The sequence below is a fragment of the Sphingobacteruim zhuxiongii genome (assembly GCF_009557615.1).
Lineage (GTDB): Bacteria > Bacteroidota > Bacteroidia > Sphingobacteriales > Sphingobacteriaceae > Sphingobacterium > Sphingobacterium zhuxiongii.
In genome coordinates, this window is sequence record NZ_CP045652.1 from 2,251,208 (window position 1) to 2,275,251 (window position 24,044).

18 protein-coding genes are annotated in these 24,044 nt (G+C 40.5%); 4 read left to right on the top strand and 14 right to left on the bottom strand.

Translation table 11 applies throughout. From position 1 onward, the window contains the following. The first annotated feature begins 5 nt into the window (after positions 1-5). The 3 genes from GFH32_RS09630 (at position 6) to GFH32_RS09640 (ending at position 3,332) form a co-directional block, all read left to right on the top strand. Entirely contained in the window at positions 6-1,076 is a 1,071-nt protein-coding gene (locus GFH32_RS09630) for a DUF6807 domain-containing protein (RefSeq protein WP_228384102.1), read from the top strand. A 393-nt stretch (positions 1,077-1,469) separates the two neighbouring features. After that, the gene (locus tag GFH32_RS09635; protein WP_153511411.1) at positions 1,470-2,528 is read left to right on the top strand and encodes a 3-oxoacyl-ACP synthase III family protein; all 1,059 of its coding nucleotides are present in this window, start codon (positions 1,470-1,472) and stop codon (positions 2,526-2,528) included. A gap of 42 nt (positions 2,529-2,570) precedes the next feature. After that, on the top strand, positions 2,571-3,332 hold the full coding sequence (locus GFH32_RS09640; RefSeq protein WP_153511412.1) for an NYN domain-containing protein: 762 nt from the start codon (positions 2,571-2,573) through the stop codon (positions 3,330-3,332). A 96-nt stretch (positions 3,333-3,428) separates the two neighbouring features. Here the strand turns inward: GFH32_RS09640 and GFH32_RS09645 are convergent, their stop codons facing one another. From GFH32_RS09645 to GFH32_RS09690, 11 genes are all read right to left on the bottom strand, one after another. Beyond that, positions 3,429-4,373, bottom strand: a complete 945-nt coding sequence (locus GFH32_RS09645) for a helix-turn-helix transcriptional regulator (RefSeq protein WP_153511413.1) — start codon at positions 4,371-4,373, stop codon at positions 3,429-3,431. 332 nt (positions 4,374-4,705) lie between these two features. Then, positions 4,706-5,545 (bottom strand): carboxylesterase family protein, encoded by an 840-nt coding sequence (locus tag GFH32_RS09650; protein WP_153511414.1) that lies wholly within the window; start codon positions 5,543-5,545, stop codon positions 4,706-4,708. A 73-nt stretch (positions 5,546-5,618) separates the two neighbouring features. Beyond that, positions 5,619-6,323: a carboxylesterase family protein gene (locus tag GFH32_RS09655; protein WP_153511415.1), complete on the bottom strand. Its 705-nt coding sequence runs from the start codon at positions 6,321-6,323 to the stop codon at positions 5,619-5,621. 360 nt (positions 6,324-6,683) lie between these two features. Next, complete coding sequence (locus GFH32_RS18390) at positions 6,684-6,872, bottom strand: hypothetical protein (protein WP_202111253.1); 189 nt, start codon at positions 6,870-6,872, stop codon at positions 6,684-6,686. Then, positions 6,839-7,309: an FMN-binding negative transcriptional regulator gene (locus GFH32_RS09660; RefSeq protein WP_202111254.1), complete on the bottom strand. Its 471-nt coding sequence runs from the start codon at positions 7,307-7,309 to the stop codon at positions 6,839-6,841. Before GFH32_RS09660 ends, GFH32_RS18390 begins: the two co-directional genes overlap by 34 nt. Positions 7,310-7,711: 402 nt before the next feature. Continuing rightward, positions 7,712-12,538, bottom strand: a complete 4,827-nt coding sequence (locus GFH32_RS09665) for a DNA repair ATPase (protein WP_153511416.1) — start codon at positions 12,536-12,538, stop codon at positions 7,712-7,714. Positions 12,539-12,567: 29 nt separating this feature from the next. Continuing rightward, entirely contained in the window at positions 12,568-14,682 is a 2,115-nt protein-coding gene (locus GFH32_RS09670) for a flotillin family protein (RefSeq protein ID WP_153511417.1), read from the bottom strand. 18 nt (positions 14,683-14,700) lie between these two features. Continuing rightward, a complete protein-coding gene (locus GFH32_RS09675) occupies positions 14,701-15,399 on the bottom strand; it encodes an OB-fold-containig protein (protein WP_153511418.1) in 699 nt (232 codons plus the stop codon). A gap of 9 nt (positions 15,400-15,408) precedes the next feature. Continuing rightward, the gene (locus tag GFH32_RS09680) at positions 15,409-15,600 is read right to left on the bottom strand and encodes a DUF4177 domain-containing protein (RefSeq protein WP_153511419.1); all 192 of its coding nucleotides are present in this window, start codon (positions 15,598-15,600) and stop codon (positions 15,409-15,411) included. An 80-nt stretch (positions 15,601-15,680) separates the two neighbouring features. Continuing rightward, positions 15,681-16,370 carry a PspA/IM30 family protein gene (locus GFH32_RS09685; protein WP_153511420.1) on the bottom strand — a complete coding sequence of 230 codons (690 nt, stop codon included), beginning with the start codon at positions 16,368-16,370 and terminating at the stop codon, positions 15,681-15,683. 5 nt (positions 16,371-16,375) lie between these two features. Then, on the bottom strand, positions 16,376-16,765 hold the full coding sequence (locus GFH32_RS09690; RefSeq protein ID WP_153511421.1) for a YbjN domain-containing protein: 390 nt from the start codon (positions 16,763-16,765) through the stop codon (positions 16,376-16,378). Positions 16,766-16,856: 91 nt separating this feature from the next. Between GFH32_RS09690 and GFH32_RS09695 the strand changes: the two genes are divergently transcribed. Further along, a complete protein-coding gene (locus GFH32_RS09695) occupies positions 16,857-17,519 on the top strand; it encodes a helix-turn-helix domain-containing protein (RefSeq protein ID WP_153511422.1) in 663 nt (220 codons plus the stop codon). A gap of 295 nt (positions 17,520-17,814) precedes the next feature. Here the strand turns inward: GFH32_RS09695 and GFH32_RS09700 are convergent, their stop codons facing one another. From GFH32_RS09700 to GFH32_RS09710, 3 genes are read right to left on the bottom strand one after another with little or no spacing between them, the layout of a single operon-like run. Continuing rightward, the gene (locus GFH32_RS09700; protein ID WP_153511423.1) at positions 17,815-18,636 is read right to left on the bottom strand and encodes an endonuclease/exonuclease/phosphatase family protein; all 822 of its coding nucleotides are present in this window, start codon (positions 18,634-18,636) and stop codon (positions 17,815-17,817) included. 7 nt (positions 18,637-18,643) lie between these two features. Continuing rightward, positions 18,644-20,419: a RagB/SusD family nutrient uptake outer membrane protein gene (locus GFH32_RS09705; protein WP_153511424.1), complete on the bottom strand. Its 1,776-nt coding sequence runs from the start codon at positions 20,417-20,419 to the stop codon at positions 18,644-18,646. Positions 20,420-20,461: 42 nt separating this feature from the next. Beyond that, positions 20,462-23,950, bottom strand: coding sequence for a SusC/RagA family TonB-linked outer membrane protein (locus tag GFH32_RS09710; protein ID WP_153511425.1), 3,489 nt, complete (start codon positions 23,948-23,950; stop codon positions 20,462-20,464). Positions 23,951-24,044 lie beyond the last annotated feature (94 nt).

Consider the following 24,044-nt stretch of genomic DNA (forward strand, 5'->3'; position numbering starts at 1 on the left):
TAAAAATGAAAAATAAAATAACAGGGATAATGTCAGCATGCCTTCTCGCAAGTATAGCGGTCGGATGTGCGCAGTCGGCAGATAAGAAAGCGATCACTGCGACCGGCGATCGATTTGCTTTTGTTGAAGATGCTGCAAACCATAAAATCGATATTCTACTAGACGGAAAACCATATACATCCTATTTATATGCAGACAGTTTAAAGAAAGCGGTTTTATATCCACTGCGGACAAAAGGTGATCACTTTATTACCCGTGGATGGCCAGTGGTGCCTCGCGCCAATGAGCGGACGGATCATCCTCATCATATCGGTCTATGGTTTAACTATGGCGATGTGAATGGGCTCGATTTCTGGAATAACTCCACCGCCATTTCTCCAGAGAAACGTATGCACTATGGCAGCATTCAGCACGCCAAGGTCAATGCCTTAGAAAGCCATGACAACGAAGGAACATTGGATGTCAGCAAGTATTGGCTCGGACCAGAAGGGGATAGCCTAATGCTAGAAGAAACCAAGTACATCTTTCAAGTACTGCCTGATAGTTCCACAAGCATCGTCTTAGACGTCAAATTAAAAGCCTTAAAGGATCTATCCTTTAAAGATAATAAGGAAGGTTTAATCGGAATTCGCCTAGCCCGAGAACTAGAGCATCCTTCCGATAAACCTGCTACCTTTACCGATGCAAATGGCGTTGCTACGACCGTGGAGAAAGCCGATAATACCGGCGTCACAGGACGATATATCAGTAGTGAAGGAAAAGAGGGAGACGATGTTTGGGGAACCCGCGGAAATTGGGTAAACCTGAATGGGACCATTGAAGGTGAAAAAGTATCGCTGCTAATTATTGATCATCCGAAGAACCCGGGATATCCAACCTATTGGCATGCTCGCGGATATGGACTATTTGCCGCAAATCCGCTCGGCCAAAAGGAATTTAGCAAGGGCAAGGAGGAGCTGAACTTTAAACTCGCAAAAGGGGAGTCAACGGAGTTTAGGTATGAAGTTGTTATCCATTCTGGAAGCAATTTAGATGCAATTGCCGCAGGTAAGCTCGCGGAGTCCTTTTCGAAATAAAAAAAATATAAAAAGGAATTTCTAAAAAGAGCGCTTCGGTATCCATCCGGAGCGCTCTTTATTTATCGTCTTAATCACCGAAAAAGTGATATTTCTACCTAGAAAACGCAATAGGTACAGCGATTAGGGTTAAAAATGCAGTGTAAAAGAACAATCATGTCTGCTGTTCAATCATTTTTCCGATCGAATTATCCATTAATTTTCTCTGATTATCATTTAATTATCGCTACCTTATAACATAGGATTGCCTACACGAAAAGACATTGGGCAATCTGATCGAAATAAATTACGAATGGCGTTCCGCTGGCGTCCGAATAGACGAGGGAAAGACAGGAATAAATAAGTTTTGGATTAAGGGCTTGAAGAATTTAGGGCAAAAGAATATTAATACATATGGGAACTAAAATTATTGCATCCGGTCGGTGCAAATCAACCCATCCGGTTGAAAACTTTGAATTTCGAAGCAGCACCTTTTTTGATGATGCGGGACAGGAGTTACATGGGAATGCGAAAATAATCGAAAAGCTTGCAGCCATTACGGGAATCCAAAGTCGTCATTATGCCCATCCGCAAGCTGTGGCAAGTAACCTTGCTGCCGAAGCGGCACAAGCAGCACTCAGCGAAGCCGGCTTACAGGTTGAACAGCTAGATTATATTATTGTCGCACATAACTATGGGGATATTCCCTACGGTTCAAGTCAATCGGATATGGTGCCGAGTTTGGCAGCGCGCGTTAAACATCAACTGGGCTCAAAATCATCACATGGCATTGCCTACGACATGATATTTGGTTGCGCAGGTTGGGTCGAAGCATTGATTCAGGCGGATGCCTTTATTCGTGCCGGGCTCGCCAAGCATTGTATGGTGATCGGGGCAGAGACCCTCTCACGTGTTGTCGATAAACATGATCGCGACTCCATGATTTTTGCCGATGGCGCTGGCGCCGTAATTCTATCCGCATCGGAACAATCCGCAGGATTCTTAGCCAGTCATACGGCGACTTTTTCAGATATCGAGTTAGATTATATCTATTTCGGAACTTCCAATGCTGACCGCGATAATACCCGAAAGCGATTTATAAAAATGAATGGTAGGAAGATTTATGAATTCGCACTCAATGAGGTACCAACGGCAATGAAAGTCTGCCTGGATAAGGCTGGAATACCGATTGAAAAACTAGGTGCTATCTTTATGCATCAGGCTAATGAAAAGATGAATATGGCAATCCTAGAGCGTTTTTATAAGCTATACGATCTGCCAGTGCCGGAGGGGATTATGCCGATGAATGTTAGTGAGTATGGAAATTCGAGCGTTGCGACGGTTCCAACTTTGTTTGATTTGGTACGCCGCGGAGAGTTGGAAAACGCCCAATTGCAAGCAGGTCAATTTATTCTCTTTGCTGCCGTCGGGGCGGGTATGAATATCAGTGCCGTAGCTTATCAATATGCATAAGGTCAGAAGCCTGTAGTTTTAAGGTTATTTAAAAATATAAATATGCAAGAACTGAAGCTCGCCGTCTTAATCGACGCGGATAACATTCCTCATACACATATTAAAGTGATGTTGGAGGAAGTCTCGAAAATCGGAACACCAACGATAAAACGGATCTACGGTGATTGGACAAAACCTCATTTAGGCGGATGGAAGGGCGTACTCCTCGATAATGCAATTATCCCCATACAGCAGTACAGCTATACCACGGGAAAGAACTCATCCGACAGTGCGCTGATTATCGATGCCATGGATATCCTATATTCCGATCGTGTTTCCGGATTTTGTATTGTCTCTAGTGACAGTGATTTTACGCGTTTGTCAACTCGGCTGCGCGAAGCGGGCATGATGGTCATTGGTATTGGCGAGAAGAAAACGCCGCAGCCTTTCATTGCCTCTTGTAATAAGTTTATCTACTTGGAAATCCTAAAACGCCAACAGGCTGATGAAACCCCAGAGGCGACCGAACCGTCTACTTCAAAGGAGATTCCGAAAACTGCGACTAAAGCATTGACAAGGTTGGACAAGGGCACAAAAAGGTTTTTAATAGAAAGTACGGAGGAGCTGTCTGATGAGTCGGGGTGGACCTTCTTAGGTTCGCTGGGCAATTATATCTCTAAAAATAGACCCGATTTTGACCCTCGAAATTACGGATTCAATAAATTCTTTGACTTGATTAAATCGACCAATCAATTTGAAATTGATGAACGTGATTCCGGAGCGCATAAGCATGTCAAGCATATTTATATACGCAGCAAATCTTAATATACGCTATTGTATAAATCAGCCATGACTTCTACAAATATGTTAATCTCGCCTTGTTTTCTATTGAAAAATAGCGCGGACAGGTTGCTAAAGTAGTTATAAACTATCGACCCACAAATACAGGTCTTGATCCGGTTCTATAGCAAAGGATTTGCGTAGACGGTGCTTCTTTGTCTGTACGCTGCGCACCGTGATGTTTGTACATCTTGCAATATCTTTTGTGGTAAAACCGAGCTTGATATAGGCAATCAATTTAAATTCATCTTGGGTGAAGTCAGGCTTCTGTTCACAAAGGCGGTCATATAAATGCGGAAATACCTGTTTAAATGTCGGGATAAACAGAAGATTATCATCCATGGCCTGTTTTACTAAATTCTCCAAATGCTGATGCGGCGAATCCTGATTGATTTTCTGATGCAGCTGATTAATCAGCAGACTTTTCCTTTCATTTTGATCTAGAAGCGTTAGAATCGCATTGTTCTTCCTATATAAGAAAGAGGCATTAAATCCCATAAAGAGCACCACCTGCACGAAGGTATACAACCGCATGTTTTTATCTATTTGCTCCCCATGTGCAATTTCAAAACTAAACAGATTAAATTCATGGCAATGACCAATCGTAAAAAAGAAAACAATAAAAAGAAATACGGCCAGCCCATAATGATAGTTCTTTCGCTCATTGAACAGGAAAACTGAGGACAGCAATACCGCGAAGTAATAAAAAGAGAGCCCATTCTCGAATCCCTTCGAAGAGGAGAAAATAAAAATTAGTAGGATACAGATGATGATCGAGATAAAAACTAAGAACGATGTAATCGGTATTTTAGTAAATATGAAAAGTGCTAAGATAGTAATAGCAATGAGAAACAGTACGGTACCAATGGCATAAAAACCTTCATAGAAGTCTCGGAAGCTATCAAACAGAAAAAACAGCGATAGAATAAAAGCATATTGATTTAATATTTTTGCTTTAATCCGATCCAGTCCACTCATATCATCCTTTAGGAGTCTATTGGATATGAAATCCCAAAAACCTTGCATAGTAATTATAATTTTTGTGTACGTCTTGCCACGCAACATACAACCTACGCCCAAAGCCATAATTCATAAGCAGGTATGCGGAAGGAGTCTGCACATACCGATGCATGAACCTTGAAAAAACTATACCTTTTAAAAACGGTGTTCTTTGGGCTGCAAAATTTCAATTTTAAAGGATGTGCCCTATAATCACTATGATCAGAAATACTAGATCTTATGATTAAAATCATAATTCTTTATCCATACATATCCGATGCGAAACAGAAATTCAAAGACAATAAAGCTGCCAAATCAGTAGCCTGAAGTGCTATATTTTATCCAGTATGAATCAATATTTAACGGGCCTTTTTTTGCTTAAATAACCAGGCGGGTATTTCATCCGTTAGCAGGAAAGGAATTGTAATAGTATCATGATCTAGGTTTGTATAGCTGTTAAACGTCAGATGCTTATTTCCCTGCAAGTGCTGGAACAAGGCTACACTACCTGCATAAGGATTATCGACATCCTGTTGACCATGAATCAGGAGGATGTTTTGCTTTTTCAAGGCTTCAATATGGCTAAGATCTGGAACAGCCGCGAGGGAAACCAATGCGGTAAATTTATCTGGCGCTATACTCATTAAATTCTGTGCAGTCGATGCGCCCATCGAGTAGCCCACTAAATAGATTCTAGAAGCATCAACTTGATGGCTATCCTCAAATTGCTTAATCAAGTCTAGTACCAACTGAATGTCTGTAAATGGCTTCGAAATATAGTTTCCCTCTACATCATAAACATAGTTAGAAGATCGCTCATTGAACTGCGGAACGATGACAAACGCTTCGTACTTGCTTCGGATCTCAGGCCTTTGCCAAACCTTAGCCATGTGTTCCAGCTGCTTCTCATTGTCATCTCCAATTCTAGACGAGTTATGAAGACTTATAACCAAAGGGTATTTTTTATGCGAACTATAATTTATTGGCAATAATTGGCGATAGTGCAGCTTCTTACCCTGTTTTTCAAAAACATGCTTTTCAAAAGCTCCATTTGGCAGTTCAACGATCTTTGCCCGCGTCTGGCTAAAAGTAATGCTGTCTATGATAATATCGTTGCTTGATTGTTTTTGCGCAGATAGGGGAAGGGTTCCTATCAGGCCGAAGAACATGATTGTCAATCTACTATATATTGGTTTCATTTTGGATGTAAAAATTGTAATGTGAAACGGTTTTCAAGGGAAATAAAAGGAGGGGAGTGGACCGAAATAGATTCTACCTCTCGACGTTCTTTCGACGCTGTTTTAGCATCCAACGGAAAATTTCAGGTTTGTTTTCGTAGAGGTATTGAATACCGTGTCCTTCATCCTTCAAGCGGGTAAACGTCATTTGGCCTCGACAGGCGTTTAATAGACGAGCAATTCTTTCAGTTTCGCTGATCGGAATTTGGTCATCCGCAGTGCCATGAAATGTCCAGATTGGCATATTTTTAAGCGTACAGATGCGTGTGGTATCGCTATCGTTGATACCTCCACAGAGCGGCACAATCGCTGCAAATTTATCCGGGAAATCCATTGCGGTAATATAAGTGCCATATCCACCCATGCTGATTCCCGTAAGGTAAATTCTATTGATATCGATTCGATGATCTTTTGTTAGGGATTCATACAGTGATTCAAACCAGTTTTCACTAGACCAATATTTGCCTTCAGGACATTGCGGGGATGCAATGATAAAATCAAAATCTTGGCCCTTATCAACGAGGTAAGGTAGACCATAAGCTTTCAATTTATTTAAATCATGGCCTTTATGCGATCCTCCATGAAGATAGATGACAAGCGGATATTTTTTGCTGCTCTTTGCATAGTCTTTCGGTAGATATAACAGATAATCGTATTTCACTTTCGTCTTTTGCTGGGCGTAGCTGCGGGACGAAATTAGAAAAGCAAGACTTAGAAAAAGAAGCTGTCTAAAGTTCATAGCATGTAATCGTTAGTGTTGTAGCGATCGATATTCAAATATATAATTTCTGAGAGATTGTTTTTTGAAAGTTCTGAGGTTTTCGTCGGAAATATTGAATTGTGATAATTTTCGAAATAATCATATAAATGATAGGCTTAAATAAAGTCTGCTTTTCTGGGTGGTGAATAGATTGTATATAATGATGCAGATCTCTGAAACTTTGCGAGAACCAACAAAGAGAGGAGTCTCTCTTAATAATTACTTAACATAATATAAATTATGATATCAAATACGATGTAAATAGGAGGCTTTAGGATTAAACTGACGGATAGATATTTATATATCTAAATTTAACCTAGTTATCTCATACTTCCAACATTAAATTTCTTTTTGTCGAGACTGATCCGTACGCATATTTGCAGCGATCATTTGTACATTAGAATCTTTGCTATTTGATAAAGTATCGATGATTTTATTTTTCTCTGTTTCAGATCTATTTTGGCTAAGCTTTTTCTTTGCTTGTAAATCCGTTATTAATATTTCGAATGCAACAATTCCTTTAGACATTCGCAATTTATAATCCGCAGGAAAACTGTCCCATTGCTGTTGATACGAGTTTCATAAAACTGAATCGTCTTTTCAAGGACATCGAATGTTTCGTCCTGGTCGGTAATTAAACGCGCTTTCCCATAAGCATGTACTGCAATGTAGTTCCAGGTTGGTACATTCAACTCCTTGTCATAGTTGTTCGTAGAAATATAAGCGTGAGGTTCTGAAAATATCACTAGAACCGGATTTTCTTCAATGTCTTTCCACTGATCATTAGCTTTGGCAAAATGCGAGGTTAACATAATATTTTCACCATTATGACTTACAACAAATGGTAAATGAGTTGCAGTTGGTAAATTGTCTTTCGACGTAATAATTGTTGCAAAACTAAATCGCTTCATAAAATCGACGATTTCTGCCTTATCAGTTGCTATGTTTGTTGTTGGAATATACATGAATGAAGATTGCTATTATTCTGCTATGTTAATAAAATCATCACTTAATTTCAGTAAAAAACCTTTAATTCCTAACTGTTTTAACAAGAATAAACTGGTTAAGCAACAAAACTAGTCTCAAAAATCCAATCTGGAATTAGTTATAAACACGTTAATTTTAGTGACTTACCTCCCCTATCTAAAATATCACTTGAATATTGGAGCATATCCTTTAAAAAGAAGTTGATCTTACTTCTAATATCTAAAATCTAATATCTAAATTCCGTACAAAGTTTACTGCTACCAAAAAGAGAAAAGGTCTAAGGGAAACTAATCCTTTAGACCTTTTCTAGTAAATTCACTATCGAATTCGGCACTTTAAGCCATTTATTCCTCTAGCATCTAAAATTTCTAAGCTAATATCTAGCCTCTCTTGCCAATTGCTTTAATAATGCCTTCTAGGTTTTCATTAAACTCCAGCAATTGAGCGAACATTTTGTCATCTTTCCCCAATCCGCCGTGCTTATTATTCTTGCGGAAAATAGCTTTAATATCCTCCCAGCGTGCCTTCTCAGTATCGCTAATTAGGCCAGCGAGTTCTTTAAGCTTAAGCAGATTACTTTCGGTATCAGCGGTTAATGTTTGTGATTCATTCTCATAGTGCAGGAGAATCAGCTGTTGAATTTCCTGCTCATTCATCATCGGTACGACTTGCGCCACCAACTTATTCATATTCCTGTAAGATCCTTGAAGTTTAAATGCAGGTTCTGTACGGTAACTATCTTGAATTGCAGCACTTTGAATGTAGTTTTCATTCACCTTAACGACAACATCACGAATCTTTAAAATATGCTTTAAGACGGCGATAAAATCATCGATTTCCTGCTTTTGGTAATTGCCTTCCAAGTTTGGTAGCTGCTCTGATTGCAAAACAACAAAGTCGATTAGCGCATAGAAATCGGCAAAGGACTTGCTGGCGATTTTCTCCAAATGCACATTTTCGATTGCTGAATTTTCAATTAAACTCAGGTTAAAAAGATGCTCGGTATCCCCTATTACATCACCTAAATTATAGACATCTGCCCTATTCGTTAACATGTCAGGAATCTTAAACTTCGAACCACTCTCTGTATAAGGGTTTCCGGCCATGATAACACAGAAACGCTTTCCACGGAGGTCGTATGTTTTGCTCTCCCCATCGAAGATACCGTCAATTTTACGTTGTCCGTCGGCGAGGGAGATAAATTTCTGTAGAAACTCGGCGTTTAAATGTTGGATATCATCCAGATAAAGCATGACGTTGTCAGCCATCTCGAAGGCTAGATTAATCTTTTTAAGCTCCTCACGCTCTCCGGAAGTCTTGGCTTCGGATGGATCAATGGAATTAATCTGATGTCCAATAGTAGGTCCATTGATCTTAACAAAGTGAAAACCAATAGTCTTCGCCAAGTATTCCATTAAAGTCGTCTTTCCGTATCCTGGAGGCGATATCAATAAGAGCATCCCCATCCGTGCAGTACGCTTATTGTCGCCAGCCTCCCCTATTTGTTTAGCTAAATTACTGCCAATCAAAGGAAAATAAACCTCGTTAATCAGCTTATTTCGAACAAATGAGGTTAGCACTTTAGGTTCTAACTCATTAATCTTTAGTGATTTGTTGTATTTTTGATTAAGCTCTTCTTTAAGATAGCTAAAGGCTTGATAGCGTGGGATTTTATTCTGCACAAAATCATGCATCTTTCGCATAAAAGCATGGTATTGATTCGTATAAGACCCATCTACAATATTGCTATGATTTCCTTTCAGATCCGAAACAATCAGTTCATCGTTCGCGGAAACAAGGTGGTAAGCTTCTTTAGGAAATAAGAAGAAACTCGCTGTCTCTTCTAGATGTCGACGATATAGATCGCTCTTCTCCTCGCCTGCAATAAATGCTTCTAGCCAATTGATAATCAATAAATACCGATCTTCAGTAGCAAAATTAGCTTGATTTATATCCTGCTCAAAATCCTTGTGTGCCTTTTTCTTCTCTAAAGCCCTGAGGAATTCGTGACTAAGATGATCAGCTGTCTCACTGCGAGTAAATTTTCCATGCTGAGCAAAAGTCTGATACAGATAATCAGCGACATCATTAGCAAAGATTCCTTGTATATGCAAAGCCGACGGCCATGTTTCAAAAGACTTTAAGAGGTCATTCAATAGCGCTTGATTTCTTTGAGATTCTGGAAATATACGCATTACTGAAGCGCTGGCTTGAATTAAACCAAGATACTTATCGCGGGCCGTTGGAATCAGCTCATGCCAAAACAATTGGGCAATTGCTCGTGTCTTAGAATCAAATCGCAGCAGATCCAGCTTATCATGGATCTCGCGCAGCGACTGATAGATCGCAAGGGCATCCAAGTTATGTACTCCTTTGATGTAGTTTTCTGTATAGTTTTGCTCTACACTTTGATTTATAAATGCTTGTGCATCAAATGATTTATCACCTATAGAGGCGATTAAGGTTTTGTAAGCTAAGTACTCCGCACGGTAAACCTCTTTATTCTCCGAAATCAGCTCTTGCTCCCAGATATCCTGATAGTCAAGAATCTCTGATTCTTTCACGCGTTGGTAAAAGCTCGTGCCTGTTAAATGATAAAACAACTCATTATTCCGGCGTAATAAGGTCAAACTTAAGGGTTGCTTGTTGACAGCGAACTTATGTTTACCGAGGGCAATAATATTCTCTCCATCGACATAGAGCTCGCTTTTATCACGAAGCACGCGCAAGGCATCCTCTTGCGACTTTTTTAGTAAATTCTCTAGATTTTCTGCTTTAGAAACATCCGACAAAGTCTTCAATTCGGCCACCAACTGGCGAATCTTGTCGATCATTAAGTCGGATGCATAGAAGCTTAGGATATCTTCGCGAGAAGAAAAGGTATTCGATTTATTCTCGATATTCTTTAAAACACGAAGGCCAATCTGCTCCAATGCCGAGCTGCGCTTGTTTAACTGCTCGACCAGCTGCTCTCGACGCGCATTAAAGGCTTTAATAATCTCATCGCGCTTATCGGCGATCTTCAGTCCGAATTCCTCGAACTCTGAGAACTTGCTCTCTAATTCCTCGAGTTGAACGATAATCTTTGTATAATACTCATCGACCTTAGCTTCATTGGTTGAAAGCTCTAGGTAATTGGCCACAGACTGCTCTAACAAAGTTAGTTGTGCAGAAAACTCAGCAACGGCCTCTGTGCTTTTTAAGGAGCCTACCTTTCGCGTTAGGGATGCGCGAATCTCATTTAAGGAAGCAAAGATTAAGGATATCTTCTCGACGATTTTCGTCGTCTGTGTGGCATCAGCGATCTTTAAACTATTCAGAATATCGATCAGTAATTCCAATTCAGCTGAGATCTCTGTATTGCGTTCCTCAATAGGTTTAGAATCAAAGACCTTCTCAATTTTCTCGACAGCGGCTTTCTGCTCGACAACCTTTTGCTCATAAACACGAAGGGCATCATCCTGCAACAGGTAATTTACAGTCTTCTCAGACAGTTCCTTATTGATGATATCAATTTGTTGCAGCAACTTATCTAGGTCCTCCAAATGTATATATCGGACGTTTTTGAGATCAATCAACTCTCCTTGAAGACGACGCGTATCGGATAATTGATGAACCAACTGATCGAGATGCTCAATAACAGTACTCTGAATCTGGAACGTAAGCTGCGTCAAATTTGCTTGGCTCTTTTCTAGAAGCTCCACCGCGTGTTTACGCTGTGCCTGCACTTTGACAAACTCATCGATCGCTGTATTAGCAATTTGCTCAATCTGAGAGAGCGGTGTACCAAGGTCTTTTAAATGACTATCCTTAATCCAGAAATAGCTGTCCTGTAATGATCTAGATTTGCGAAGAATATCTTCATATAAGCCTTCGTAGCTATCCTCTTTACCAATTAGTTGTATAATCTCTTGTGCCTCAGCCATAGCTTGCACAATTTGTTTATTTCCAACCTTGAACAAAGGGTCTTCTTGCTTACCAGCGTTCTCTTCCAGGACCGCCATATAAGGGGTGTCCCAAATCTGCACCTGATGGTGGCGGGTAGCCTCTGCCTCAGTTCGGAAGTAAATTAAATTCCCATTCTTAAAGATTGTAAATCCATGGCAAATAATAGGTGTTTCTACTGTTTGCTGAATAATATTGTAGGACATCAAGATATAGGTATTCGACTCCGTCTGGGTATAGATATACAAGAAATCTTCCCCGTTAGGCGACTGTACCTTCTTTAAGAAAGAAACGTTGGAGAGTGAATTGTCAAACAGCTTCCATGTACCGTTCTGCAAATAGTAACCATTGGAGAAAATAATCCCCTGATTATCGGGAAGCAACACAGCGGATTCATTCAACGATTTCAGGTTGACAACCTCCTTCGTACGTTGATTGAAAATATAGGCCCTAAAGTCCTCTTGGTAAGGTTTTATACGTATCGCGACCAGATTTCCGAGATCGGCATAGTAGTACTCTGCATCGTCCAGCTGCTGATCCGTATTGGAAACCTTCTCTGAATAGATTCCTTGTCCTGAATCTGTATTGTTCTCAATCTTAAAGGTAATATCACCATGTAAAGCCTCGATAAAAACCTTATCAAGAATGGAGATATGTGGAAATTTCCCTAATCGTCGGTCTTCTAATCCTGTTTTTGTCCATTCGAACTCAAATTGCGGCGCCGATTTAACCTCATGGATGCTACGATCGTTTTCATAATGTAGCTTCCCATCTTTAATCAGCCATTTAAAGGCCTTGAGATCCTCAGGATTCTTACTTGTTTGAAAAATCATGTACAAGTAAGTCTCGGTTCTACGGAACTTCGAGAAAATCGAGTCCCGATAGTATTTATACAGATTTTGATAATCTGTAATAAAGTTCTGATCGGCTATTAAGTCCAGCGATTGAGGAATAAACTGACCATCCTCATATTGGAAGATGCTGAAAACATCTTCCAGTTTAATCTCCGTTCGCAAGCCGAAATGAACATTGTATCCAAAGATACAAATATGATCCAGCGCAATAATCCCTCTGGCAACGCAATTATTCTCGGTTGTAATGCGCTGGTTTGCTTTCAACACGAAGCTTGTTGAATTGAACACCTCCTTTCGAGCATTATTCAACTCTTGCAATCGCTTCGTTAAATCATCTTTCTGTGCCTGTAGGCGTTTCTGAATTATATCGTACGCTGCGGCGTCTAAAGACTCCTTGTTTTCTGCCATGCTGATTCCTTTTCCTGCTTAATCAATCCTTAGCCCAATTTCTTGTTGGACAATCCTAAGTTCTTCGCCATTCCCAATAAGGAGTTGATGAATCCCTTGTCGTCCTCATCTTCGGAAGCGGTGGCCGCCTGCTGCAATTTGATTAATGCAGCTGATACGGTCAGGTTTTTAATGTCATTGGATGAAATTCCATATTTATCTGCCAAACTACGAACCTTCGCTGCTAAGTCACCATTTCCATCGGGACTCAATAAAGCGTCTTTTATTGCCGTAGCATGAGTAGAATTATTGATTAAGTGGTCAAAACCTTTACTATTCGACACTTGACGAACAATATTCTCGAAGAACATTGTTTCGCCACCCACGATGTCGATCTTCGCCGATTTCAAGGCTTCAGATAATACCGCCGACTGTGCCGTTGCAATATCTTTTTGGATATTGATATGTGCTAAGTCAATATCACGTTCTTTTTGTAATTGAAGCTTAAACTCTTCGTGCTCTTTACCAACACCATCCAATTGTTTCATCGCTGCAGCCTTCTCCTCAATGCCCTTCGCTTCAGCCATTGCTTTCTCACGAACAACTTCCGCCTGCGCTAATCCTTCTTTGCGCATCGCTTCCGCTTTCTTTTCAATCACAGCAGCTTCTTTCGTGCCTTGGATTTCCAACGCTTCCGCCTTGGCAACCATTACCTCAGCTTCCGATAATCCAAATGCCGCCTCTTCTTTCGCTTGCGCTTCCGCAATAATCTTACGCGATTCTGCTTCTTTCGACGATGCCTCTTTCTTCGCTTCCGCTTCAATTAACAACTCTTGCGCTTTCTTCTCCGCAATTTTACGCGAAGCCTCTGCATCGATTACTTTCTTCTCTGCTTCTTGCTCTGCGGCAATTTTAGAAGCTTCAGCCGCTTTCACAGTCGCTATCAAGCGCTCTTCCGCTTCTTGTGATGCAGCTATCACGCCCGCTTGCTTCTTACGCTCTACGTCACGGAACACTTCAATATCTTTAACTGCTTGTTGCTCCTCAATTACGCCCTTCTCTAACTGAACACGTTCCTTGATTACACCTTGAATACTTTTTTGTTCCGATTCTATCGAACGTTGCTTATCAATCTGTGCTAAAGCAACAATACGCTCGCGCTCTGTCGCCTCTAAAGCTCTATCCTTCTCTACACGCTCAGTTTCTACAGCATCGGTACGTTGCTTGCTCTTTTCGGCAATAATGATCTGACGCAGCTTATTTTCCTCTTGAATCGCAAGAGATTCCTCCGTTGATATACGAACTGTTTCTGATTTCAAACGCTCCTCTTCGCGAACCTTCATAATTTCAGCTTCCTCACGAGCTTTGATGTTATCGACTTCACGACGTTGCTTTTCTTCCTTCTCCGCCAATTGACGTTCTAATTCCAAAATCGCTTCGCGCGCTTCAACATTTTGCTTCTTAATAACCTTCTCCTCTTCACGACGAATTAAGTTGGCATTCATATTCTGTTTCGCTGTCAATTCCGTAATCTTCTTGATACCTTCGGAATCCAAAATGTTTTCTGTGCTCAAGAACTTCAGTTCCGTTTGTTCTAAATAGTCAATGGCACAGTCATCCAAGATATAGCCGTTTAAGTCAGGTCCGATAATATTCAAGATCTCATCTCTAAATTCACGACGAGCCTCATACAGCTCGGTAAAATCAAATTTCTTACCAACAGTTTTCAAAGCTTCCGAGAACTTAGCCTCAAAGATGCTCTTTAGCGTTTCAGGATCGGATGCACGATCACAACCCAAGTTCTGAGCAACATTGATGACATCGTCAACAGATTTATTGACACGCACAAAGAATGCTACTTTAATATCTGCGCGGATATTATCCTTACAGATCAAGCCATCCCCTTGCATCCGATTAATCTCTATTTTCTTAACCGATATATCCATAATTTCCATTTTATGGAAAACCGGTATCACATACATTCCTTTGTTAAATGCCACTTTAGTACCACCAACGCCCGAACGAACAATCGCTTTCCCCTGGGGGATTTTTTTGTAAAACATGCTTAGTACGACAAAAAACGCGAAAATAATAAAGACTATTGCGCCCACAGCGAATAAAACGACCCCTGTGATTCCATCTAAAAATAATAGTGTGTTGCTCATATATAAGTATTGAATTGGTTAAATATTATTTAAGTTGATATCTTTTTGAACGATGTAAAATTTCCTTTCGGGATCCTGATTGGTGATTACCACATCATCCCCATAACTTAGCTGCAGCCCATCTTGGCTTTTAACATTTAATCGAATAACATCCCGATTGATGATCAGCTCGATTGCACCTAATTGATCGGAATGGATCGATGATCGCATTTTTCCGACGCGTCCGATGAAATCGTAGGCCTCTTCGCCCGTGTAGCCAACATTTTTGTACAGCTTAACGAAGGGAATCGCTACGTAATGCAAGAGGAAGAAACTCAGTATAAATACTGGAATTAGGATCCAAACCGACTTCCAGCCATAAGCCGATAGGTTTAGTACCAGGGAAGAAACGATAGTGACTACCCATCCGATAAATTTAAAGAGTGTGACAAGGACCATCATTGGCGCTTTGCCGACATATATAAAATCCATAGCTTTTGAGAAAAATGAGGGTTCAACATGCTGTTCCGTGTCAGTATCCGCCTGTGCATCCGCATCGCCATCTATATCAACATCCTGTACATCAGCACCTTCAAATTGGATATCTGCATCCGTACCGAAGTCGAATCCATCTCCCAAGAGCATACTAAACAACCAATAGACGAGTGAAATACCAGTCAACAGCGTCATGATCGCATTGGGCAGGGGATTAAATAATATGTTCCAGATCTCTGTCATAATTTCATATTAATTAGCACGTTTAAACGTATAATGGAAAGTCCATGAGGTGCCTTGGGCTGAAAGATCCTGCATAGAAACTAATTCCCAGCCTTGTTGTCCATACTCATTCAGAATTTTGTCAATCTCTTCCGGATCGAGTTTAGTTCCCCAAAACCCTTTCGGTTCTATTTTTACCGTCTTGTATTCAAATCTTTTCATTGTTTATATTGCTAGTTTACGTTATTATGCTTCTTATTTATTCGTCGACCCATCCGTCTACGCTAGTGTGTATTTCAATCTTATATACCTAGCTTACGTTTTAATGCTTCTAATTCATTTTTCACGCCATCATTCGATGCCAGTGTATAATCGATATCCAAATTAATTTTTAACCGCGCCAACTCATGCACCGCCTGTTCATAGGCTTCATCCTGCTGATCACGCGACTTGATGCGCTTTAACATGTCGACCGTACTGTTATGGTCAATATTTGCCATCTGTCGGTTAGCAAACTCGGAAGCGCTATTGATCTGCTTCTTGGCAACTAAAGAATCCAATTCTTTCTTCCACTTCGTGATATTGAATTTCAGAACATCGATCTTTTCATTGATTTCTTTCACCCGCTCGTTATGCGTGCCCACTTGTTCCGCTAATGAGTCACAGTCTGCCAACATTTGCTTCTTCAAGCCCAAGGCTTCAATTGCCAATTGCTCGGCTTTTTCAGGTTTTAACTCCCCTTGTTGCGCCATTAACAGAATCTTTGTGGCCTTCTCTTCGTATACAGTCGCTTCACGCTTCTTGTCCTCGATTGAATTTTCCAAACGGATAACAATAGCTCGGGCAGAAATATAGCCTTCATTCATGGCCATGAGCTGTCCTTTCATATCGTCGATACCTTGCTCTGTTAATGCAATAGGGTCTTCCATTTTCTCCACTAATGCGTGAATGTCTGACTGCCCTATTTTTAATAATCTCTTAAATATATTCATTTTCACTAGGGTTTAGAAAAATCAATTAACTGTTCGTAATATTCACTCATCAATAAAGAAAGTGAATTAATAGCCGCGTCGAATTCATTCTGATCTAGATTATGCGATTGTATTGTATATCGAAAGATTACACGTCGCCCATCCTCAGTCAGCGCAAAGGCGCCGTGAATGATATCCCTATTCTTTTTTAAGAGCGCTTTGAAAACCTCCAGCTTATCGTGCTGCAAAGAAAATAGGTATTGCTCGAAGATAATAAGCGGTGCGGTCACACCGATAATCAGATTCTTGATCCCTTCCATTTCGCTCTCGACGACAAAGAATCCCTCCTCTCTGTTTTTTGAGCTAATCGTAAATCCTAGGTCCAATAAGTATTTTTCAACTTTGTTAAATGGCATTGGCTAATATTTTTATATATTTGCTAATAATGTTTGCATAAAGATAATTAATGCAAAATTATTTTGCAATAAAAATTTAATATTTTTGACAATGACGCAAATCGGAACGAATATTAAAAAGCTACGAAGTGTAAAAGGTTTAAGCCAACAGGCATTTGCCGAGCTATTTAGTCTCACTAGAGGAAATATTTCTTCGTATGAGGAATTTCGTGCTGAACCTAAAATTTCGGTAATTCTACAAATTGCCAAATATTTTGGCATTCCCGTTGCGCATTTGCTGGAAAAGAAACTTACGGTCAATGAAATTCTCAATTTTGAGGATCATTTTGCCGAGGATAGCAATTCCGCAAACGTTAAAAATATGGACCCCATTCCCTTACTAAACCGTGCTGTCCTTCAGAAATCGGGGGAAAATACTATTGAGTTAGATCGACTTCCAATTTTTTACTTTCCCTTGGCAATTAAGAATGAAGTGCTCGCCGTTGAACATAATGGACTAATTCATCATCCCGCAGCTTTCCCTTTTGAAGAACATAGCATACTTTTTTTCGAAAAACTACAAATCGATATCCTCCATACCCTGGATAAGCACTACGGATTCTATATCAAGGAGAATGATTTCTTCTTTGGGAAATTTGAAGTGCATGGCAAAGACATCGATCTATGGTTAAACGACTGGAAAAAGGCGACCGTAACCGCCGAAGAAATGGGCTGTTTCTGGAAATTGCATGCCAAGTACGAGCGCGTGATCTAGGGAAAGTATCCCGAATCCCTCACATTGTTACTTAAAACTAAGTCTTACTTCTTTTTTGTTTTCTTACTATGCTGCGAAGAGATTACTATGCTTGTCTGCATAGGTCTAGACTTATGTAGCACTTCTTTCGAAATAAAGGGCTGAGGTACGACTCAGGTATATCGAGAGATGGTAGATTGTATTTAGATGTAAGACATTAGATTTTGGATATAAGAAATATACGTAGGTCGATAAAATAAGCGAGGAGAAAATATGTCTATTTTCTCCTCGCATTTTTTTTGCTTAATTGATTTGCTTATTTAGCTACAAACTCAGCTACTAATGGTAAATGGTCAGATGCATACTTCTCATCTACTGTATAATAGCGCTTAAATGTAAAGGCATCGTTAAACTGATTATTGAATAATATATAATCAAGAATCAGCTTCGGTTTTACCGATGGGAAAGTCAATAGTTGATTTGTCGATGGGTTTAAAACACCGTCGAAGCTTTTGAATACTGGACTATTTGGTTGCATATTCAAATCGCCAGAGAAGATAATCGGATATCCTTTATACTTGGCTAGAATAGTCAATATTTGATTAACTTGGAATTGACGCGTTTCATCAGACATATGGTCGATATGCGTACTACAGAACAACACGTCTTTTCCTGCAATCTCTACAATCACCAATGCGATCGATCGGGTCTCTCCTTTCGATCCTTGAGGAACAGGCAGCTTATATTGATCCGCTTTCTTAATCGGATATTTCGACAAGATGGCAACTCCTTGAACGCCTTCAGACCGATCTACAGCATCTGCAAAATGTGCATACATACCTGTTTTAGCACCCAAGTCATTGGCTTGATGTGATTGCTTGCCCGAACGTGCCGTATATTTATCGACCTCTTGTAGAGATACCAAATCTGGTTTTTCACGATTGATGACATCAGCGACTGCATCTAGATCTGTAAATGAAAAATCAGGTTTGATGCTCGGTGGACTCGCAATATGTATATTATATGCCATTACTTTAATGGGCTTCTCGGTTTTTGCTTCTCGCTTTGTCGCACATCCAAGAATGACAAGAATGGCCAATAAGGGTAACAGTAGTTTAGCTTGATTTTTTTTCATCATGTTTTGTTTAGTTCATTTCCCAGCCGGCATTTTGTCCCAAATTTGGGTTCTGAAGCCGATCGGGTTCTGGAATTGGATAAATATATTTAAAATCTTCCCATTCACGCTTGATATGGTTAGACCAGATGATCTTTCCTGAGGTGCCCCCCTTCAATTGAAAAGGATTGACTTGTCCGGAACTTAATGTTGCAGAAACATCCATATACGATACACCAGCGATTCTAGAAACGCTTAAAGTGCCCTGATAAAAATAAACATCAGGCACATTGTCTTCATTGAGGTCGATATAGGTGTTCAACGCAGGAACATACATTCCATCCCATTCCATCTCTAATAAATCACCTTTCTTCCAGCGGATTAAGTCGCGGAAACGGAAGCCTTCTAATACAAGTTCAATTCCTCGTTCTCGACGGATTTCCAGCAATAGCGGGTCTGTTATTCCAGGGAAATACTTCGTCTGCAAATAGGGATCAGCGGTCGTTGGCAAAGCGGTATTCGTAATACCCGCTCGGCTGCGTAAGGCGCCAATGCTCATATTCCAATCGGCAAGGCTTAGATTCTTTAATTCCGCTTTTGCCTCCGCGTAGTTCAAAAGAATCTCCGCATAGCGAAAGATTGGAGTCACATTATCATTATAACTGTTGGTGTCATAATAACGGTCGTCAAGCACCCATTTTATAGGCTGATATCCTGTATAGGTATAAGAGAATAATGGAGGCGAAAGACTGAAGACATTCGCATTAATCCGGCCGTAATCTTTCGTACGAATTGTTTGTGATAAACGTTGATCTCTATTTTTTGTTTCTTCTTGAAAGATGAGCTTATCGTAATTCGGATTATTGGTAAATGGCGTTCCATCGATATTCAGATATGTATTGATAAAAGTCTTCGTAAAACTAGCGCGTATACCATAGGTGGCGCTGGTCCAATACCAGTTGGCGTCATGTAAAACCGCCAATTGCGTACTGTATACATTCGCAAGCATTACCTCGTTTGCTACGGGACTTTTGCTAATAAACAAGTTTCTATATCCTTTATCGCCTGTATTCAAGGAAAATTGCTTGGATGCTATAATGGCTTCAGACGCTTTTACAGCCTCCTCTAAATACTTATTAGCTGTGCTAACCTGCCCATATTGGGTTTGATATTTCCTGAAAGTTCCTTCAAATAAGCAGATTCTCGATTTGAGGGCTTGCGCAATATTCTTAGTGATCAGTGTTCGGGAGTTGTCTTGCGTTAAGGCAATAGCCTCTACAGCATAGTCTAGATCGGCAAGCACCGAATCCATCACAACAAATCGGCTGTCGCGACCCTTATACAAGTCCTCATCATCCACAGTCATTGCTTTATTAATCCAAGGCACATCGCCAAATCGAACCACTTTATCGAAATAGAACATGGCCCTAAAGAAACGAGCAATTCCTGTATAGTTTCTCTTAATATCTGCGGAAAGTGATGAATTGTCGAGATTCTGCAGGAAGGAATTGATATTTCGGAGATCATTCCAAGACCATCCGGAGCTTTGCTGCGGACCAAATCCTCTTGGGATCAAGTAACTCGGAACAGTATTCCTTGCAATCATATCCGACATTTCATCATTCCCTGATCGCATAACGCCATTGGCATTGGGAAGTAAATTGTAAAAGGAATTGGCATATAAGGCAACCCCTGCTTCATTCTCAAATACAGCATTCTTTGACATCACTGCCTTGGGCTCCTGATCCAACTTAGAACACTGAATAAAGGTGAATGAAATTATGATTAAGGCTAATAATTTTCTCATTTTACTAAAATTAAATTAAACATCTTGTTGTTATTTAATTAATTAAAAGGACACGCGAACGCCCAAACTATAGTTCTTCAAGATGGGATAGGCATGCCCTCCACCTCCACCAGATCCTAGCTCTGGATCAGCATTACGGATATTCTCCACATCGATTTGTCCTTTAGTGAGTTTGTAAAAAGGCGAATAAGTCCATAAGTTTTCCCCCGATAGATACAGTTGTGCCTCACGTAGCTTAATCTTAGAGATTAATGATTGAGGAAGTTTATAGCCGAATTGTATATTTTTCAAACGGATATATGCTGCATTCTGCAAGTATTTCGTCTGTTCCTGTCCCAATGTGCGGTCTGCACTCAATGCTAAATAAGCACGGTAGCGCGGGAAATAGGCATCTGTATTTTCTTCTGTCCAAATATTCCCCAATTGGAAGCTCGGGATATTGGCATATTGGGCCACATATTGCCCCCAGAAAGGCGCAGAATTGCGATCCGGATACCAATCCTGTTTACCAATGCCTTGGAAGAAGGCACTCAAGGTGAAATTATTCCATTCGGTATTGAGGTTTAGCCCAAAGCGATAGCGTGGTTCGCTATTTCCGATAATATAACGATCTCCTGGAGAGTCTACCGTATTATCGCCCATATTGATTACACCATCATTGTTTCGGTCGATAAACTTGATATCCCCTGGTAAGCTGGTTCCTGATACGGAAGATTTATATAAACGTTGATCAGCCCAACCATTAATCTCAGCTTGTGATTGAAAGAATCCCCCAGTTTCAAATCCCCATATACTGCCTATTCGCTGACCTTCGTAATAATCTGTTAAGCGTTTAAACGGATTGTTGTATTTCAATATGGTTGCCACATAGTCTGAGAGTCCTAGGTTGATACTGTACTTAAAGTTCTTCGACTGTAGCTGGAACTGATCTTGCCATCCGATGGATACTTCCCAGCCCTTGGTCTCCAGGTCGGCGTAGTTTCCTCGTGGGGAACCTGCACCAAACACGGCAGGCAGAGTTACGCCAATAGTAAACATGTCCGTTGTTTTACGGATATAGGCATCAGCATTTAAAGTCAGCTTGTTGTTCAAGAAGTTTGCATCCAATCCAATATTTGCAGTGGTTGACTTCTCCCAAGTTAGTCCATCGGGCAGTACAGCCGCCTGATTGGTGTATTGTGGGCGGATTCCATTGAGGATGCGTCCGAGTTGTGCGATATTATAGGTTTCATTAAAAGCATATGGATTGATACTTCCGTTACCTAATGCACCATAAGAACCTCTAATCTTCAATAATCCTACAGCAGCCTTCGATACCTGCCAAAAGGGTTCATCGGATAGGTTCCAACCAGCAGAGAATGATGGGAAAAAGGCGAAGCGCTCATCGTTTGGAAACTTCGAAGAACCATCATAGCGGCCGTTCATCTCAAATAGGTATCGATTCTTGTAAGCATAGTTTAAGCGATAAAAACCTCCGGCAACATTCCATTGCTGATATCTTCCTCCCGTTGTAATACCTTGACCAAATGCTAAATTGATGTTTTCGACGCCGTCAAAGATAAGTCCGTTACGTAAAACAGAGAGCCCATTTCCTGTGGAGAGTTCGTAATTCCCACCCAATAACACCTTAAAGTAATGATCCTCTAGCTGCTCCTCGTATTCACCGTACACGTTGGAGGTGATGAATTTGGTTTGATCTGTCGTTTCCTGGATATCGTTGGTACTCATGCCAATAAACTCGCTTGCGCCAGCAATATTGCTATATGCAATTGGAATACGGATGCGGGTACTTCCTAAGTTGGTCTGATTATACGTGAAATCGCCCTTTATGCGGAGTTTGTTATTAAAAAACTTCGTCGATAAGCTTGTAGTATTCCCGAAGAAGCTTTTCTTGCTTGTCGTTCCATTTTTACCCTCATACAAGGTGCCTACGGAATAAGCTGCGGCAAGGGTTAACGAGCCATCAGGATTAAACATAGGTGCCATCGGGGGCGCATCATATTGAACCGCACGCCAAATATTAGCCTCATTAATACCGATTGGACTCATGTAGGAATTACTGGAGAAAGTAGTGTTGTTTGTCAGGCTTAACCAATCGGTCAGTTGAATTGTTCCTTTACCTCGGAGGTTGTAAGAATCGTAATCATCAGAATTATAGTTAAAAATCCCTGGACGGCTGATGTAACGTCCAGATACCATATAGTTAACCTTTTCAGAGCTTCCAGACAAAGATATATTCTGATCATGGGAGAAGCTACTCGGTTTATATAATTCATTCCACCAATTGGTATTCCCATAATAAGTATACTCACCTGTTGTTGGATCGACCTCCACTTTTGGTAGACTTGGATCTTTCGAGCGACGCTCCAACTCCTTGAGGTAATCTAAGGAGAATTTCATGCTCTTGTTAACGTTCTGAGGTACTGCATTATAATCATTCCATGCGGAGAATGCTTCATTAAACATACTCGCCCATAAATAGCCATCCGAAACATAATCGTTCTTTGCTGTGAATTTATTGATGGAGTAGTTGGAGGAGTATGAAAACTGCGTTACGCCTTGCTTTGGTACTTTTGTGGTGATTAAAACAACCCCAAATGCGCCACGGGCTCCATAGATTGCTGCCGAAGAAGCATCCTTGAGCACAGAAACCGATTCGATATCATTGGGATTCAGTAAGGTAGGGTCGCCCTCTACCCCATCAATTAGAATTAATGCGCTACCACCTTGACCAATGGATGTTGTACCACGGACATTATACGCAGGTGCACGTGTCGGTTTACCATCTGAAAAGGCAATGTTTAAGTTCGGAATTGCCCCCTGAAGCCCTTGCGAGACATTGACAATGGCTCGGTTTTCAAATACTTCACCACCAACTTGGCTTACCGCACCAGTTAAGGTCGATTTCTTTTGTGTTCCATAACCTACAACGACAACCTCATCCAAGTCACTAATGAGGGCTTTCAGTTTGACATTCAATGTGATATTGGATCCTACGCTTAATTCGACGGGTTGATAGCCAAGTATTCGGAAGGATAGCACAGACTGATTATCCTTAACGGTAATTCTGTAAGTTCCATTTTCATTACTACCTGTGACGCTACTGCTGCCTTTTAATGCGACAGTAACCCCTGGTAATGGTTTTCCAGCTTCATCGGTAACTTGTCCTGAGACAACGCGTTCTTGTACCAATTCAGGCACATAAGCAGGTAACTCATGTCCTGGAACAATCACCACGGTGCCCTGCTCCTCATACCAATTTAAAGCCGTGCCATTCAGTAGTTTGTTCATGGCAATGGATAGTTCCTCTTGATGTATATTTGCGGTAACTCTTGTGCCCGCAATCTCTTTTCCTCGAATTAAAAAAGATACCTGATGTTTCCGTTGTATATCTTTCATAATCTCGCCGAGCGGACGATTCTTCACAGTTAGAGAAATCTTCTGTGCTTTGATGCCTGCAAAGGTTTGAAAAGTAAACAATATGGTCATTAAAAAAACCAGCTTCATAATCATTAATAATCGATTAATCATATATTTGTTAGGTTTGGTTAAGTATAAAATATGTTCATTCGTATGGTATATTTCTTATCCAAAAGCATTACGGGTGATGTTTGCCGCATCATCC

Excerpts from the sequence above, each read along its gene's own strand:
- GFH32_RS09630 (WP_228384102.1), top strand. The coding sequence starts at position 6 with ATGAAAAATAAAATAACAGGGATAATGTCAGCATGCCTTCTCGCAAGT.
- GFH32_RS09635 (WP_153511411.1), top strand. The coding sequence starts at position 1,470 with ATGGGAACTAAAATTATTGCATCCGGTCGGTGCAAATCAACCCATCCG.
- GFH32_RS09640 (WP_153511412.1), top strand. The coding sequence starts at position 2,571 with ATGCAAGAACTGAAGCTCGCCGTCTTAATCGACGCGGATAACATTCCT.
- GFH32_RS09645 (WP_153511413.1), bottom strand. The coding sequence starts at position 4,373 with ATGCAAGGTTTTTGGGATTTCATATCCAATAGACTCCTAAAGGATGAT.
- GFH32_RS09650 (WP_153511414.1), bottom strand. The coding sequence starts at position 5,545 with ATGAAACCAATATATAGTAGATTGACAATCATGTTCTTCGGCCTGATA.
- GFH32_RS09655 (WP_153511415.1), bottom strand. The coding sequence starts at position 6,323 with ATGAACTTTAGACAGCTTCTTTTTCTAAGTCTTGCTTTTCTAATTTCG.
- GFH32_RS18390 (WP_202111253.1), bottom strand. The coding sequence starts at position 6,872 with ATGTCTAAAGGAATTGTTGCATTCGAAATATTAATAACGGATTTACAA.
- GFH32_RS09660 (WP_202111254.1), bottom strand. The coding sequence starts at position 7,309 with ATGTATATTCCAACAACAAACATAGCAACTGATAAGGCAGAAATCGTC.
- GFH32_RS09665 (WP_153511416.1), bottom strand. The coding sequence starts at position 12,538 with ATGGCAGAAAACAAGGAGTCTTTAGACGCCGCAGCGTACGATATAATT.
- GFH32_RS09670 (WP_153511417.1), bottom strand. The coding sequence starts at position 14,682 with ATGAGCAACACACTATTATTTTTAGATGGAATCACAGGGGTCGTTTTA.
- GFH32_RS09675 (WP_153511418.1), bottom strand. The coding sequence starts at position 15,399 with ATGACAGAGATCTGGAACATATTATTTAATCCCCTGCCCAATGCGATC.
- GFH32_RS09680 (WP_153511419.1), bottom strand. The coding sequence starts at position 15,600 with ATGAAAAGATTTGAATACAAGACGGTAAAAATAGAACCGAAAGGGTTT.
- GFH32_RS09685 (WP_153511420.1), bottom strand. The coding sequence starts at position 16,370 with ATGAATATATTTAAGAGATTATTAAAAATAGGGCAGTCAGACATTCAC.
- GFH32_RS09690 (WP_153511421.1), bottom strand. The coding sequence starts at position 16,765 with ATGCCATTTAACAAAGTTGAAAAATACTTATTGGACCTAGGATTTACG.
- GFH32_RS09695 (WP_153511422.1), top strand. The coding sequence starts at position 16,857 with ATGACGCAAATCGGAACGAATATTAAAAAGCTACGAAGTGTAAAAGGT.
- GFH32_RS09700 (WP_153511423.1), bottom strand. The coding sequence starts at position 18,636 with ATGATGAAAAAAAATCAAGCTAAACTACTGTTACCCTTATTGGCCATT.
- GFH32_RS09705 (WP_153511424.1), bottom strand. The coding sequence starts at position 20,419 with ATGAGAAAATTATTAGCCTTAATCATAATTTCATTCACCTTTATTCAG.
- GFH32_RS09710 (WP_153511425.1), bottom strand. The coding sequence starts at position 23,950 with ATGATTAATCGATTATTAATGATTATGAAGCTGGTTTTTTTAATGACC.